This is a genomic window from Rhizobium sp. 10PS4 (genome assembly GCF_032464805.1).
GTDB lineage: Bacteria > Pseudomonadota > Alphaproteobacteria > Rhizobiales > Rhizobiaceae > Rhizobium > Rhizobium laguerreae.
Genome location: NZ_JAWDIW010000006.1, coordinates 296683 through 309975 on the forward strand (window position 1 = coordinate 296683; position 13293 = coordinate 309975).

Consider the following 13293-nt stretch of genomic DNA (forward strand, 5'->3'; position numbering starts at 1 on the left):
AACCTCGCCGGCCGTTTCCTGTTTGGGCTCCCTCGCCTGCAACCTAAACGGTCATTGCTTCCCAGCAGATCAGCGGACCGTCTTCGGCATCGATACGCTCGCCGATCCGGATAAAGCCATTGCGCTTAAGAACGCGCTGGGACGCGATGTTGTCGACTCCGGTCTCCGCAGAGACCAGGGCGACGCGAGAGTCGTTCCGCGCCCACGCGAGCAACTGCCCTATGGCTCGCGTGGTGCATCCGCGGCTTTGGCGGGTGGGCGCAACCCCATAGCCGATATGCATCCTTCCATCCTGAGGAACCTTGAGGACAGAGCAAAGGCCGACGATCTCGTCATCCTCCACGATCATCCAGGCCGACGGCGAAAATTCCGCGCCGATGTCAGCCGCGAGGCGGTTCAACATCGCCAGCACTTCAGGAGGCGCAATGGCGCTGTCTTGGACAAGGCGCAGATGACGTGGCGCGATGCCCTTCAGCAGCGCTTCAAAATCATGAGACGTTAGTTCGATAATCATAGTCTTCTCGACATTAGACATGCGCCAGCACTGGCGCGCTAAAGGCCGAGCGATAGAGCGAGGATCAGCGCTCGGTCACGATGCCGAGCGCCTTTATCCCTACCGCCGCAGCCGGTGAGTTATGGATCGTTGCGACGGCAAACAAAGGCATTCTCCTCTAAGACGGAAATGCGAATAACAGCGTCGGGCGAGGATCGCAAGATGCGCCGATCGGGCGGCACGCCTGCTGATGCATGCCAAACCGCAAGATCGGTCGAGCGCTGCGTTGCCTGAGGGATCTAGTTTGAGCTGCCACGGAGACCAAGACGAATGACCGCAGCGGTTCGGAACTATCATGAGCGGATGCAGCGAGTGCTGGATTATATCGACCGGCACCTCGATGACGATCTCTCTTGATGTTTTGAGCAGTGTCGCAGCCTTCTCGAAGTTTCATTTCCACCGGCAGTTCACGGCGACCTTCGGATTGTCCGTGCATCGCTATATCCAGCTTGCCCGCATGAAGCGCGCTTCATACCGGCTGGCTTACAGGGACGAAGAACGCGTCACCGATATAGCGATGGATGCCGGCTACGATGCGCCGGATGCCTTCGCCCGCGCCTTTCGGCAACGGTTCGGTCAATCGCCTTCGTCGTTTCGGAAGTCTCCCGACTGGGAGCTGTGGCTTGCCGCCTTCGGGCCTCTCGACAATGCAAGGAGCAAGCTCATGCAGAAGACTTTTACCACTGACGACGTGATAATTCGCAATGTGCCCTGCCACGCCGGTGGCGATCATGGAGCATCGGGGCGACCCGGCGACGCTCGGTGCCACCATCCAGCGGTTCATCGCCTGGCGCAAGGCCGCTGGCCTGCACCCCAGGACAAATCCGACTTTTAACGTCTGGCGTTCCGAGCGGCGTCCTCAGTCGCCTGCCGATTATAGCGTCGACCTTTGTGTCGGGACCGACCAACCGATCCAGGCGAACGGCGAAGAGATCAAAGCCGGCGAGATCCCTGGCGGACGCTGCGCGGTGCTGCGCGTCGTCGGCAACACCGACAATCTGGAGCCCGCCGCGCTCTACCTTTATCGCGACTGGCTTCCGGCCAGCGGCGAGGAAGCACGCGACTTCCCGATCTATTGCCAGCGGCTGAGCTTCTTCCCCGAAGTGCCGGAGCATGAGGCGGTGGCGGAGTTGTTTCTGCCGCTGAAATAGCGCCCTCTGACGATGGCTTGTCCATTTCGGATCGCTGGAAGCGGACAGGCCGTTGTCCACCCAGGTAGCCTTGACAGGCAGACTAGTCGGCAGCCTGAGCGTGGGCGTTCAGGCTGCTCCAAAAACAAATTGCGATTTAAAACCAGTTGAGTTAAATCGCAACCGATTGCATAATGCAATCAGATATACGGATATGCCGTTTAAGGAAAGGAAGTGAGGATGGCTAAGCTCGTATTCGGAATGAACCAGTCCCTGGACGGCTACGTCGATCATATGGCGTTTGGGCCAAGCCCGACGCTCTTCCGCCACTTCATCGAGGAGGCAGAGCGGCAGGCGGGCAGTGTGTACGGTCGCCAGATGTATGAGGTCATGCGTTACTGGGACGACGAACATCCTGAATGGGATGCAGAGCGACGGGCTTTCGCGGCGGCGTGGCGGAATCAGCCGAAATGGGTCGTCTCGCGCTCGTTGAAGTCGGTCGGTCCCAACGCCAGGCTTGTTGGGGAAGACCTTGAGGCCGCGATCCGCGAGCTTAAGGCGGAACGTGACGGGGAGATCGAAGTTGCCGGCCCCCATTTGGCGCAAAGCCTCACCGAACTTGGCCTGATCGATGAGTATCGCATCTACCTGCACCCCGTCGTGCTCGGTTACGGCAAGCCATATTTCGCCGGACCCCGGCCGCCGCTCCGCCTGATGGCTCATGACCGGATTGGCGAGGATGTGATCAGGTTGACCTACGTTCCGGCTTGATCTCGGGACTCGCCAGATGGAAATCGCCGCGAAAGTCTGGTCTTGGGTTGGGTCAAAGCGACGGAAACAGCCCGCTTGGCGGCGCCGTCGTGCCGTCGACGGAGGTGACGGCGCGCAGCCTACGAATTCATAGGGGCGCCCGTCGCAAAGGTGATGCCTGCGATAGCGGACGGGCGCCTGATCCGGGTGCAGATCAGCCTGCGTTGCCAGAACGGGATGATTTTAGGCCAGATTGGCCTAAAATCTGAATCCTGTTCTAAAAGTTAGAGCATGATGTCGTCCGAAAACCGCTGACACTTTTCGGCATCATGCTCTAGGTACAGGCGTGTTGAGCAGCTGCTGCTCCCACAGGTACGCGATACCGCTACCAGCGGCGTGCTGCTTGAGAACCTCCGTCAACTCTGCAGCGTGCTCGGTCCGAGCCCAGTCGCGCTGCCATTCGGACGCCAGCGCCAGCCAGGTCATCATGTTCGCGCCAGCCGCGATCATGCGCTGGATGGCGACCTCGTGGGCCTCGACCGACGTGCCCCCCGACGCGTCGGTGATAACAGTCACATCCCAGCCTTCGCCGAGCGCCTGGATCACCGGCATCGCGACGCATATCTCGGTCCACAGGCCGGCGATGATCAGCTGCTTGCGGCCGGTCGCCCTGACCGCGTCCACGACCTTCCTGTCTTCCCAGGTATTGATGAACGTCCGGTCGATCACCTCCTGGCCCGGGAAGACATCGGTGATTTGCGGGAAGATCAGACCGCCCCGATCGGCGATCACGCTCGTCAGGATGGTGGGAACACCGAAAGCCCTCGCGGCCTTCGCCAGGGCCGTCGAATTGTTGACCACCGCCTGCGGATCGTGGCTGTTCAGGTTCGTGAGCTGGTAAGGCTGGTGGTCGATCAGAACGAGTACCGAATCTTCGGGACGAAGAAGCGAAGCAAGGCCATTACGAAAGGTCATTATTACTTCCTTTGCTGCCGCCCATGAGCGGCATTGGTTTTGCGGGAGACATGCGCCAGGGGCGACGTTGCCCGGAAGCAGTATTGCCGTTCCTACTCGAGATGCGGTAGCACCCTTTTATGGCAAGCTATGTCGCGAAAAGGGGAACGCCAAATGGACATCGAAGAACTGCAAACCTTCGTGGAAGTGGCTGATGCCGGGGGAGTTTCGCCGGCTGCGCTCCGGCTCGGCGTCTCCAAGTCGATCGTCAGTCGGCGGCTCTCCCGGCTTGAAGCGGAACTTGGTGTCCAGCTTCTTGCACGGACCACTCGGGGCGCCGCTCTCACGGAAGCAGGGGCCACGTTCCGAGATTATGCAGCGAGAGTTTGCGCCGAGATCGACGTGGCCAAGGAAACGATCCTACCCGCCGGTGACCTTCGCGGCCGCTTGCGAGTTGCCGTGCCGCTTTCCTTCGGCCAGACTCACTTCGCTCCCATCCTCGCGGAAATGGCGCGCCGCCACCCCCAGCTCCACATCCACACCTGCTACAGTGATCGCTTCGTCGATCTCATCACAGAGGGTTATGATTGTGCGATCCGGGTTGGCTATCTTCAGGACTCCAACTTGATCGCAAGACGCGTCGGACCGATCTATGGGAAGTTCGTCGCGAGCCCGGACTACATCAAGGTGCATGGATCTCCCGAGACGCCGGACGCGCTCGTCGCTCACGAGGCCCTCATGCAGGGCACCGAAGCCTGGCAACTCATGGATGGCGACAAGATCATCACGGTTCGTCCGCAGGGGCGCTTTAAAGCCGACAACGGCACCGCTCTAGTCGCCGCCGCGGCAGCAGGATTAGGGATCGCTTACCTGCCCGATTGCCTTACCCATGAATTTATAGCCTCCGGCGCGCTTGTGCCGGTCATGACGCATTATCCACCACCCCCGGCAGGTGCATATGTCATCCGCCCGCCAGGTCAGCATCCCGCACGGAAGATACGGGTCCTCACCGAATTGCTGATTGAGTATTGCGAACCGGCTCCGCACTTTGCAGGTGTCGGTCGCTAAAGCGCAAACGGCGCAACATTCGCGGATTGAACGACGCCGCTTCAAGCGATCGCAGCTCGGCTTCCGGCCGGATGACGGCAAGCGCCGCCGGCGACCTGCCGGACGTCAGTCGCGCGATATGGACAGCCCGGCGAGAAGCGGAGCGTACGCGGCGAGCCTGCGGGATACGAACTCCGTGAAGAGCCGCACGCGCTTCGTCTTGCGTGTCTCCCCCTGCGTGAGAAGCCAGAGCGTTCCATGCATGTGCAGGTCGGTGCCCGGCACTCTCACCAGCAGGGGGTCGGCATCTCCGACGAAGCACGGCAGTGTTGTGATCCCGAGCCCTTGCCGTACTGCAACGATCTGCGCCTCGCCGTCCGTGGTCCTGAACGGAACCCCCGTGGTGCGAACCTCACCCTCGCTGGCCCAGTCCGGGATACCAAACATGCTTATGACGATCCACCGGATGGGATCCGGCGCGCCCGCGCGCCACGCGGCCAGTCGATCGCAGGACATGTAGACGCCGCCGAACAGCTCCGGTCCCTTCAGGGCGTGAAGATTGAGCGGCAGGGTTTTGCGGTCGTAAACGACGCGGATCGCGACATCGGCCTCTCGGTTGGTCAGATTTGCCAGCTCGCCGGACGACAAGATGTCCATCTCGATATCAGGATGCTGACGCGCGAAATCGGCGAGGTCCGGCATGAGCAGGTGCGTCGCAAGGGTTGGAGCCAACGTCACCCGCAGCTGCCCGCGCACGCTCTGGTCGCGCCCGAAGACACGCGTCTCCAGCTGGTGCGACGACGCTTCCATCTGGTTAGCGAGTTCGAGGACCTCGTCGCCCGCAGCCGTCAGGCGGTAGCCCGAAGGCAGCTTTTCGAACATCTGCGCCCCGAGGCGTTCCTCGAGCTGGGCGATGCGTCGCAGCACGGTCGAGTGATACACCCCGAGGCCCTCGGCGGCAGCCCGCACCGAGCCTCCGCGCGCCACGGCAAGAAAGTAGCGAATGTCATCCCAGTCGATCATGGTGCAATCCGGCACCGCTCGGTGCGCCTTCCAAAGCCCGTATCGAACGCATTCGTACAGCAGAACGGGCGGTCATCATAGCTTATGTCGACGAGCACGGCCCAATTCCGAACGCGGGCACCGCTCGTCGCGGCTGGCGTCAGTCGTCCAGCCGGATCGATTTTGCACCACCGATGTGCGCGCTTCCGCACTCAACGCCTGACTCCGGCGGACCTATTTTGAGGGCCTCGGGAGGAGTCCCTGGACAATCAAAGGATGCATGACATGAACAGACTGAATGGAAAGACGGCCGTGATCACCGGTGGCGCCACCGGCATCGGCCTCGCCGCTGCAAAGCGCTTCATCGAGGAGGGCGCTTTCGTCTTCATCTTCGGCCGCCGGCAGGATGCGCTCGCCGCCGCCGTCGCCGAGGTCGGATCCAATGCCCGCGCGGTGCAGGGCTCGGTTTCCGATGAGGCCGATCTCGACCGACTTTACGCGGCGGTGAAGACCGAGCGCGGAACCCTCGACATCGTCTTCGCCAATGCTGGGGTAGGAAGCCAGCTTAAGCTCGGCGAGATCACCGCCGAGCACATCGACGAAACCTTCGACGTCAATGTGAAGGGTACGATCTTCACGGTCCAGAAGGCGCTACCGCTGATGGGCGAAGGTGGCTCGATTATTCTGACCGGATCGAGCGCCGGTACCACGGGCGCCCCGGCATTCACCGCCTACAGCGCGAGCAAGGCGGCAGTGCGCAACCTCGCGCGAACCTGGGCAGAGGATCTCAAGGGCACCGGCATCCGGGTAAACGTCCTGTCGCCTGGGGCCATCGCGACCGAACTCGCGACCGAAGCGCTCGGCGAGGACGGCCTGAAGGCCTACGGCTCAATGACGGCGTTTCAGCGCATGGGCGATCCGGCAGAGATCGGGGCGGCGGCGGCCTTCCTCGCCTCGCCGGACAGCAGCTTCATGACCGCCAGCGAGGTAGCCGTCGACGGCGGCCTAGCCCAACTCTGACGCCCTGCACCCGGCCAGGCGCCCGTTCACTTATTCGGAGCTCTGTGGGGCTCGGCAGATAACCCAGCGCCGTCCAGGGCCGGGAAATCAATATCAACACAATATCGGAGAAGCATTATGAGCTACGCAATTGTAGGATTCGGCAAGATAGGCCAGGCCCTCGCCCACGCCTTCGCGCGTAAAAACATCGAGGTGGCCGTCGCGAGCCGCCGGCCGCCCGAGGCGTTGGCGCCGCAGGCTCGGGCTATTGGACCCACGGTCGTCGCCAAGTCGCTGCGGGATGCACTCGAGGCCGACACGATCATCCTGGCGGTCCCGTTCGGAGAGCATCGCGATGTTGCGAAGGCTCTGCCGAGCTGGGAAGGCAAGACAGTCATCGATGCGATGAACGCATTTCCCGTCCCTGAAGAGCTGGACGGCCTCCCGTCCTCCGCCTTCGTAGCGAAATCGTTCTCCGGCGCCAAGCTCGTGAAAGGGTTCAATCACCTGATTGCGGCCACCCTGGCTGCCGATCCGGCCGTTGAGGGCGGCCACCGGGTCGTCTTTCTGTCGAGCGACGACGAGGACGCGATCACTCCCGTGGCGGCCTTGGCCAAACAACTCGGGTTCGCACCCGTCAAGCTGGGAAAGCTCAACGAGGGTGGCGCGCTGGTGCACGCACGCGGCCGCACTTGGGGCCGGCTCATCTTCCAGGATTTGTACAAGAAGGAGCAGTAATCGATCTACAACCGTGTGATCGACGCCGTCCCCAAGCTATCCGTGGCGGTTGAGGTGCTATCCCTAAGGCGTTCAGTTCTTGTATTGCTTGCGAAACTTAATCGGGGTGAAACCGGTTTCGCGGCTGAAAAACTTAGCGAAATTGGTTGCCTCCGCGAAACCGAGGCCCTCTGCGATGAGGTAGATGGGCCTGTCGGTATGGACCAGGAGCCGTTTGGCTTCCAAGGCGATACGAGCCGTGATGGCGTTTTTGGCGCTTTGCCCGGTCGCCTCCAACGCCGCTCGCGTCAGGCTTTTCTCGGTACAGCCTAGAGCTGCCGCATAGGCGGATACCTGATGCCAGCCAGCATAGTTTTGTTCGAGTAGCCTGCGAAACCTGGCATAACGCTGCACCCCCGGGCTTTGTGCGACGTCAATGCCCATGTGCTTATCCTGCAGGATGGCAAGGCGCAGAAGCAGCGCACAAAGTTCGTATCGCAAGAGCGCGTGTACATCCTTGGGCGGGGCGGGGCTCCCTGCGTCCTGCTGCATCCTGGCGATCGCCTCATTCACAGCGCCGAAATCGGCAGTGAATAGGGATAGGTGATCGGGTAGCCGATCCAGACCCAGGACAGGCAGCAGATCGGCAGTCGTTTGCGTCTCCGAGGGGAGGAATTCTGCGCGGAACAGGACCATCCACCCGTCCCAGCCTTTATCACTGCCGAAACTGTGAACCTGTCCGGGCCTCAACACGAGGAGGGATCCGGCCGCGCAATTGATCGGCTGGAAGTCCACGATCTGGGTCACCGCACCCTCGGTCACGCAGATCAGCGTGTGGAAGGAATTATGGTACAGCGCCAGGATTTGCTCGGAGGTCACGCGGCGCCGCAAGTCCGAAAAATGAAATATCTCAACATCCAGATCGCGCCCACTCGGACGGTAATTGAGTTGATCCAGCTTCGCTCGGCTCTTTGTCATTCGCGTTGCGCCAGTTCCGGTCGGACATGTCCGATAAGTATCATATTTCGGCGATTATGAACGACAGAATGGGATGCTACCCATTATTATCACTCTTATGAACTGCGAAGGGCACTTCGCAGCAGGTTCCAACATCTGCAAATGAGAGACCGAAATGACCACTATCGACATCGGAAAAGCTTATATCAAAGCCGTCCAGACCGGCGATCAGGCCACGCTTGGCGAACTGCTTTCGCCCCAGGTCATTTGGCATCAGCCGGGCAATAACCAGTTCTCGGGCACCAAGAACGGCATTGCCGAATTTGGTGCCATGATGGGCGCCATGATGGCAAAGTCTGGTGGTAGTTTCGCCATCACCCATGCCCATCGCTATCTCGCCAACGGCGACCTGGTTGACATCGAGATCGAGTTCGCCGGTCAGCGTGAAGGCGCCAAGGTCGACCAGCCCGGTATCGATCTGCTGCGCGTGCAGGATGGCAAGATCGTCGAAGTCTGGCTGTTCTCCTCCGATCCGGAAGAAGAGGACCGGTTCTGGGGTAAATAAGTCACCGCATCTGGAGCAGCGGAACGAAAGCGACCCTGCTCAACGCGACGCACTTCGAAAGTATCGTCACCAACGCGTATCACGATCTGCCGAAGGACTACTTGCGACGCCGGCTCACCTTCACGAAGAAGAGGTCAACCATGCGCAGGTCGTGTCATGTTGCCGGGCTCGCCAGCCCTTCCACCAGCGTGCTCAAAGCCGCATCCAAGGGGGCCGATCCGACTTTCTCGGGCACTAGGAGCCCATCGATCGCAAGCATGGTCATGCCGTGGATGAGCCCCCACCAGGCTGCCGCCTGACCTTCTATCGGCCGCTTGCGTATGCTCCCCGCGGCCTGGCCGCGCTGGAGGATTTCGAGCGCCACATCGAAGACCGCGAGCGCCCGCTCGTTGAGATGCACCCCTGCGGCTTTCTCCTCCCCTGCGCTGAACATCAGGCGGTAGAGAGCCGGGTTGTCCGTTCCGAACGCGACGTAGGCACGAGCTATCGGAGTGATTTCGTCGCGCAGAGAATTGGGCGCCTTGGGCTTCGCAGCCGAAAGGGACTTCCGCAGGCGGTCGAAGCCAATCATTGCGAGTTCCGCGAGCAGCGCGCCTTTGTCTGGAAAGTGCTTGTAGGGTGCCCCGTGGCTGACGCCAGCCCGGCGCGCGACTTCCCGCAGCGTGAACTGCCAGCCCTTTTCCTCGGCAAGCATATCCAACGCCGTCTCGATAAGCGCACGACGGAGATCACCATGATGGTAAGGGCGGCTGGATGTGTCCGGCATGATACCTCAAAGTTTCTTGTGATTACATTGTTGACAGTGACTACTTAAGCGCTTATGTCAAGGGCGTAAGTTTCTCTTGTCTACATTGGAGCGGACCATGAACGCAACCGCAAATATCACCGAGGCTAATCGGCTGGGCAGTCTCCTCGCAGGCCAGCGCGCTGCCTTCCTGCGCGAGGGAGCGCCTTCGTTGGCGCAGCGACGCGCTGATCTGGCCAAGTTGAGGGCCGCGCTCATCGGGCACCGCAAAGCGATCGAAGATGCCATCAATGCCGATTTCGGGCATCGATCGAGGTACGAGACGGCGATCATGGAGGTTGGAGGGGTCGCCGAGGGTACAAAGTATCTGATCCGCAACCTTCGCAAATTCATGACGCCGACCCGCCGCCACGTTGCTCTGCACATGCGGATGGGCAAGGCCCGCATTGAATATCAGCCGCTTGGCGTCGTCGGCGTGATGTCGCCGTGGAACTATCCGGTGAACCTCGCGCTGATGCCGGTCGCGACCGCCATCGCCGCCGGAAACCGGGTGATGCTGAAACCCTCGGAGTTCACGCCCGTCACCAATGCGCTGCTCGCAAAAATGTTCGGCGAGATCTTCTCCGAAGATCAGTTCGCGGTCGTCACCGGCGATGCGGTCGTGGGGGCGGCATTCACTGCCCTCCCGTTTGACCATCTCGTCTTCACCGGGAGCACCGCAGTAGGGCGATCGGTGATGAAGGCCGCAAGCGAGAACCTCGTTCCGGTTACCCTCGAACTCGGGGGCAAATCACCGGTCATCGTCGCCAAGGGCCACACCCTCGACCAGGCGGCGGCGTCAATTGCCTACGGGAAGCTGCTCAGCGCCGGACAAACCTGCATTGCCCCGGACTACGCACTGGTCCACGAAAGCGACGTTGACGCATTCGTCAAGGCGTATGACCGGAAAGCGGCGTCGCTTTATGCTGACGGTCCGACGAGTGAACACTTCACCTCGATCATCAACGAGCGGCACTATTCCCGGCTCCGGAGCCTTATCGACGATGCTCGCTCCAAAGGAGCGCGGATCATCGAGGTCGGCAACCGGCCCGGCGATGCATCCCGTCGCCCCAACACGCTGGCGCCAACCGTGGTGCTTGGCGTCACAGACGACATGCGCATCGCTCACGAGGAAATCTTCGGCCCGGTCCTACCGATTTTTCCCTACAGCGACGTTGAAGAAGCGATCGCCTACGTGAACGCCCGGCCACGGCCGCTCGCGCTCTACTACTTCGGTGCCGATGATGAAGACCGACGCATGGTGCTGAGCCGAACAATCTCAGGCAACGTCACCGTGAACGGCACGATCATGCACATCGCTCAGGATGACTTGCCCTTCGGCGGCGTCGGGGCCAGCGGCATGGGCGCATACCATGGCATCGAAGGCTTCCGCACCCTCAGCCATGCCAAGGGGATCTATGAGCAGGGCCATTGGAACCTCTCCAACCTGCTCCATGCCCCGTTCAGACAGCCGATCGATATCATCCTCAAAATGATGCTCCGGTGATCAGCATGCCGTCATCAAATCAAGCTCAGGAGTATCAGCACATGACCACGGACACGTCGTCGCGGCTACGCGGCGCATGCGAATGCGGCGCTTGCTCGTTCGAGGTGCATACCTCGCCGAAAGCCAGGTTCCGGTGCCACTGCCTGATCTGCCAGGCATTCAACGGCAAACTGTTCGCCGATGTTGTCGCTGTTCGCGCCAAGGATGTGACACTGAAAGGTGCCGATAATATCTCGTTCAAGAAGTATCGTTCACCGCCGAACTTCGATCGCGGGCTCTGCCGCACTTGCGGCAATCCCGTCGTAGAGGTGATGGGGGCGGGGCCACTCAAGGTGATGTTCATTCCGACCAGCAACTTCGGCCCGGAAACCCGGCTGCCGCCGGTACGGATGGACATCTTCTATCACCGTCGTGTGATGGACATGGCAGACAGTTTGCCCAAGTACAGCGGTTATTTCGCGAGCGAGTTCGCGGTCGGGAGACTGATCATGGGTGGTTTGTAGGGCTCCAGCCAAAGGACCGTTCGCGCGGAAGAGCCACGTGAAGGGCAGCTTTCACATTGGATCTCAAAGGCCGTGATTGCAAAAAGGTACCGTCAGACAGATCCGCCACACTTTCGCCGCCCGCGATCGCCGTCGGACGACTCTAACCAAATCAGTTGCTTAAGCACATCAGCGGTTCAGTTTATGATGCATCGGATAGTGCGCGGCACAGTTCGAAAATCGTTGTATTGTCAATGACAGAATACGATTTCCTACGCCAGGCTGCGCTATTCCCCTACTTCCACTCTATTATTTTTTCTACACCAAGCATCTGTTTTTATTGACGAAATCGACCATTTCGCGGCGTGCCGTAGGCGGCGAAGGTCGAATCTAGCCCGCCAACAAAGTACCGTCAAAGGATGGTGACGGTTTCTCGCGAACAGCTTTACGAACAGGAATAGCCAAAGCTGTCGGCTTGCAATCAGCGCCCCCTTCCAGACGATTGTTCATAATGAACGCCATCGACTTTCGCCGGACGGATAGGGCCTGGCACTGCAACTGCTTCGTCGCAGCTACCACCTTAGAAAGCGTCGGCCTGCAAAATAGCCCGCAACGGCCACAATGAGTATGGCGATTGGATACCAGGTTGCGACGAACAACGGACTGTCGTCGGGGCAATTGGAGGCGTAAAGCGTAGCGGCAATACCGGCGGAAGCCAATGCCGCGATTGCCCCAGCCTGACCGGGGTGATCCGGCGCACCATGGCGCATCACCAGAAAGAGGAACACGGCCGGCGCTAATGAGAGGATCGGGATAACCGTCAGGCAATGCAACGCATTGTGGCCCAACAGTCTGGTTCCCCAAAGATCGGCCGGGGTGACGATCATCTCGATGGTGGCGGCGGCGATCAACAGCGCTGGTGCCAGCAGCAGTAACCAGCGCCGGGCCGTTGCGCTCTCTCCTGGACGAATAAGGCTCTCCATCAGCGATGCCGCCACAAAAAACAGCGCCGAGGTGGCAATGAACTTGAATGCGAAGCGCGCAGTCAGGATGGCTTGAGCAAAATCAGGTCGAACACCCAGGACCGAAAAGAACACCAATCCCGCTACCAATGCGCCAGCAGCTGTCGCCAGAGCAAGCGCCCTCGAGAGGTTGACGGGCCGCCGTGTGTCCTCTGATATCAGATTGATCAGGTCTTCCGTGTTCACTCAAGTACTCCGTTTGCGGCTGGTCCGATGAGAACCGTCCCGTTTCGTTGTGCAAAGATTGGCTGTCTGACAACATTATTCATCTTGCCATATCCGCAAGCGGATCTCGACCTCACGTTCGACATAACGCCATTCTTCGGTCGCACGCAATCGAAAGAGCATGGCCTCAAATTGAGGGGCACTTTCCTCCGCGAATTCGAACCAGGTGAGAAAATCGAAAGGCTCGCCAAGATCACGGCTGTGATAGAGCCGTCGAGCGACAGCAGGCAAATAGTCCATCCCAATCTGAAAATGCGCCGACCTCTCCTGAATGATAGCCCGGCGTTCGTCCTGCGCAAGAGACCACCAAAGATCCGACTTGCGGATCGGGATCAAGACCGCAAGGCAGGCCGTTGCGCGGCCCAACGGTGGTTGGCGTTCTCCAAGCTGATCGAGTTCGACACGGGTCGTGTATCGCGCGCTGCCGGCCGTTCCGCGCAGAACCCAGGCCGCCGAATCGGGTAATATGACCTGATCGGTGTCCATGACACTAAGACGAGGCGCAACATCCAGACCCTTGCCAATAATGGCGCGCGTTGCCTCGACCTGCCATTGGCCACTCTCACCAGCCACGAAGTATGTCGGTTTCACCATCGTGA

General features: G+C 60.3%; 14 protein-coding genes and 1 pseudogene. 8 read left to right on the plus strand and 7 right to left on the minus strand.

Annotation, left to right across the window (positions count from 1 at the left end; all coding sequences use genetic code 11):
• Window positions 1–43: 43 nt before the first annotated feature.
• Window positions 44–535, minus strand: a complete 492-nt coding sequence (locus RWJ89_RS14025; RefSeq protein ID WP_077977282.1) for a GNAT family N-acetyltransferase — start codon at window positions 533–535, stop codon at window positions 44–46.
• A 288-nt stretch (window positions 536–823) separates the two neighbouring features.
• Here RWJ89_RS14025 and RWJ89_RS14030 point away from each other — a divergent pair.
• Both RWJ89_RS14030 and RWJ89_RS14035 read left to right on the plus strand, forming a co-directional pair.
• Window positions 824–1704: pseudogene (locus RWJ89_RS14030) on the plus strand (AraC family transcriptional regulator).
• Window positions 1705–1923: 219 nt separating this feature from the next.
• Window positions 1924–2454, plus strand: coding sequence for a dihydrofolate reductase family protein (locus tag RWJ89_RS14035; protein ID WP_316029065.1), 531 nt, complete (start codon window positions 1924–1926; stop codon window positions 2452–2454).
• A gap of 306 nt (window positions 2455–2760) precedes the next feature.
• Here RWJ89_RS14035 and RWJ89_RS14040 read toward each other — a convergent pair whose 3' ends face one another.
• Complete coding sequence (locus RWJ89_RS14040; protein ID WP_221949599.1) at window positions 2761–3408, minus strand: hydrolase; 648 nt, start codon at window positions 3406–3408, stop codon at window positions 2761–2763.
• Between the two features lie 153 nt (window positions 3409–3561).
• Here RWJ89_RS14040 and RWJ89_RS14045 point away from each other — a divergent pair, with 153 nt between their 5' ends.
• A complete protein-coding gene (locus tag RWJ89_RS14045; protein WP_316029066.1) occupies window positions 3562–4455 on the plus strand; it encodes a LysR family transcriptional regulator in 894 nt (297 codons plus the stop codon).
• 105 nt (window positions 4456–4560) lie between these two features.
• Here the strand turns inward: RWJ89_RS14045 and RWJ89_RS14050 are convergent, their stop codons facing one another.
• Window positions 4561–5457 (minus strand): LysR family transcriptional regulator, encoded by an 897-nt coding sequence (locus RWJ89_RS14050; protein ID WP_131662886.1) that lies wholly within the window; start codon window positions 5455–5457, stop codon window positions 4561–4563.
• 264 nt (window positions 5458–5721) lie between these two features.
• Between RWJ89_RS14050 and RWJ89_RS14055 the strand changes: the two genes are divergently transcribed.
• Both RWJ89_RS14055 and RWJ89_RS14060 read left to right on the plus strand, forming a co-directional pair.
• Entirely contained in the window at window positions 5722–6456 is a 735-nt protein-coding gene (locus RWJ89_RS14055) for an SDR family NAD(P)-dependent oxidoreductase (RefSeq protein WP_316031044.1), read from the plus strand.
• 117 nt (window positions 6457–6573) lie between these two features.
• On the plus strand, window positions 6574–7173 hold the full coding sequence (locus RWJ89_RS14060; protein WP_221959034.1) for an NADPH-dependent F420 reductase: 600 nt from the start codon (window positions 6574–6576) through the stop codon (window positions 7171–7173).
• Between the two features lie 72 nt (window positions 7174–7245).
• Here RWJ89_RS14060 and RWJ89_RS14065 read toward each other — a convergent pair whose 3' ends face one another.
• On the minus strand, window positions 7246–8130 hold the full coding sequence (locus tag RWJ89_RS14065) for a helix-turn-helix domain-containing protein (RefSeq protein ID WP_316031045.1): 885 nt from the start codon (window positions 8128–8130) through the stop codon (window positions 7246–7248).
• A gap of 154 nt (window positions 8131–8284) precedes the next feature.
• Here RWJ89_RS14065 and RWJ89_RS14070 point away from each other — a divergent pair, with 154 nt between their 5' ends.
• Window positions 8285–8674, plus strand: coding sequence for a nuclear transport factor 2 family protein (locus tag RWJ89_RS14070; RefSeq protein WP_316031046.1), 390 nt, complete (start codon window positions 8285–8287; stop codon window positions 8672–8674).
• 154 nt (window positions 8675–8828) lie between these two features.
• Here the strand turns inward: RWJ89_RS14070 and RWJ89_RS14075 are convergent, their stop codons facing one another.
• Window positions 8829–9440, minus strand: a complete 612-nt coding sequence (locus RWJ89_RS14075) for a TetR/AcrR family transcriptional regulator (protein WP_222011055.1) — start codon at window positions 9438–9440, stop codon at window positions 8829–8831.
• Between the two features lie 97 nt (window positions 9441–9537).
• Here RWJ89_RS14075 and RWJ89_RS14080 point away from each other — a divergent pair, with 97 nt between their 5' ends.
• Together RWJ89_RS14080 and RWJ89_RS14085 are read left to right on the plus strand one after the other, a co-directional pair.
• Window positions 9538–10965 carry a coniferyl aldehyde dehydrogenase gene (locus RWJ89_RS14080; RefSeq protein WP_316031047.1) on the plus strand — a complete coding sequence of 476 codons (1428 nt, stop codon included), beginning with the start codon at window positions 9538–9540 and terminating at the stop codon, window positions 10963–10965.
• A 41-nt stretch (window positions 10966–11006) separates the two neighbouring features.
• Window positions 11007–11468 (plus strand): GFA family protein, encoded by a 462-nt coding sequence (locus RWJ89_RS14085; protein ID WP_316031048.1) that lies wholly within the window; start codon window positions 11007–11009, stop codon window positions 11466–11468.
• Window positions 11469–12019: 551 nt separating this feature from the next.
• Here the strand turns inward: RWJ89_RS14085 and RWJ89_RS14090 are convergent.
• Both RWJ89_RS14090 and RWJ89_RS14095 read right to left on the minus strand, forming a co-directional pair.
• Window positions 12020–12655 carry an NrsF family protein gene (locus tag RWJ89_RS14090; RefSeq protein ID WP_316031049.1) on the minus strand — a complete coding sequence of 212 codons (636 nt, stop codon included), beginning with the start codon at window positions 12653–12655 and terminating at the stop codon, window positions 12020–12022.
• 75 nt (window positions 12656–12730) lie between these two features.
• On the minus strand, window positions 12731–13288 hold the full coding sequence (locus RWJ89_RS14095; RefSeq protein WP_231285027.1) for a chlorite dismutase family protein: 558 nt from the start codon (window positions 13286–13288) through the stop codon (window positions 12731–12733).
• Window positions 13289–13293: the final 5 nt, after the last annotated feature.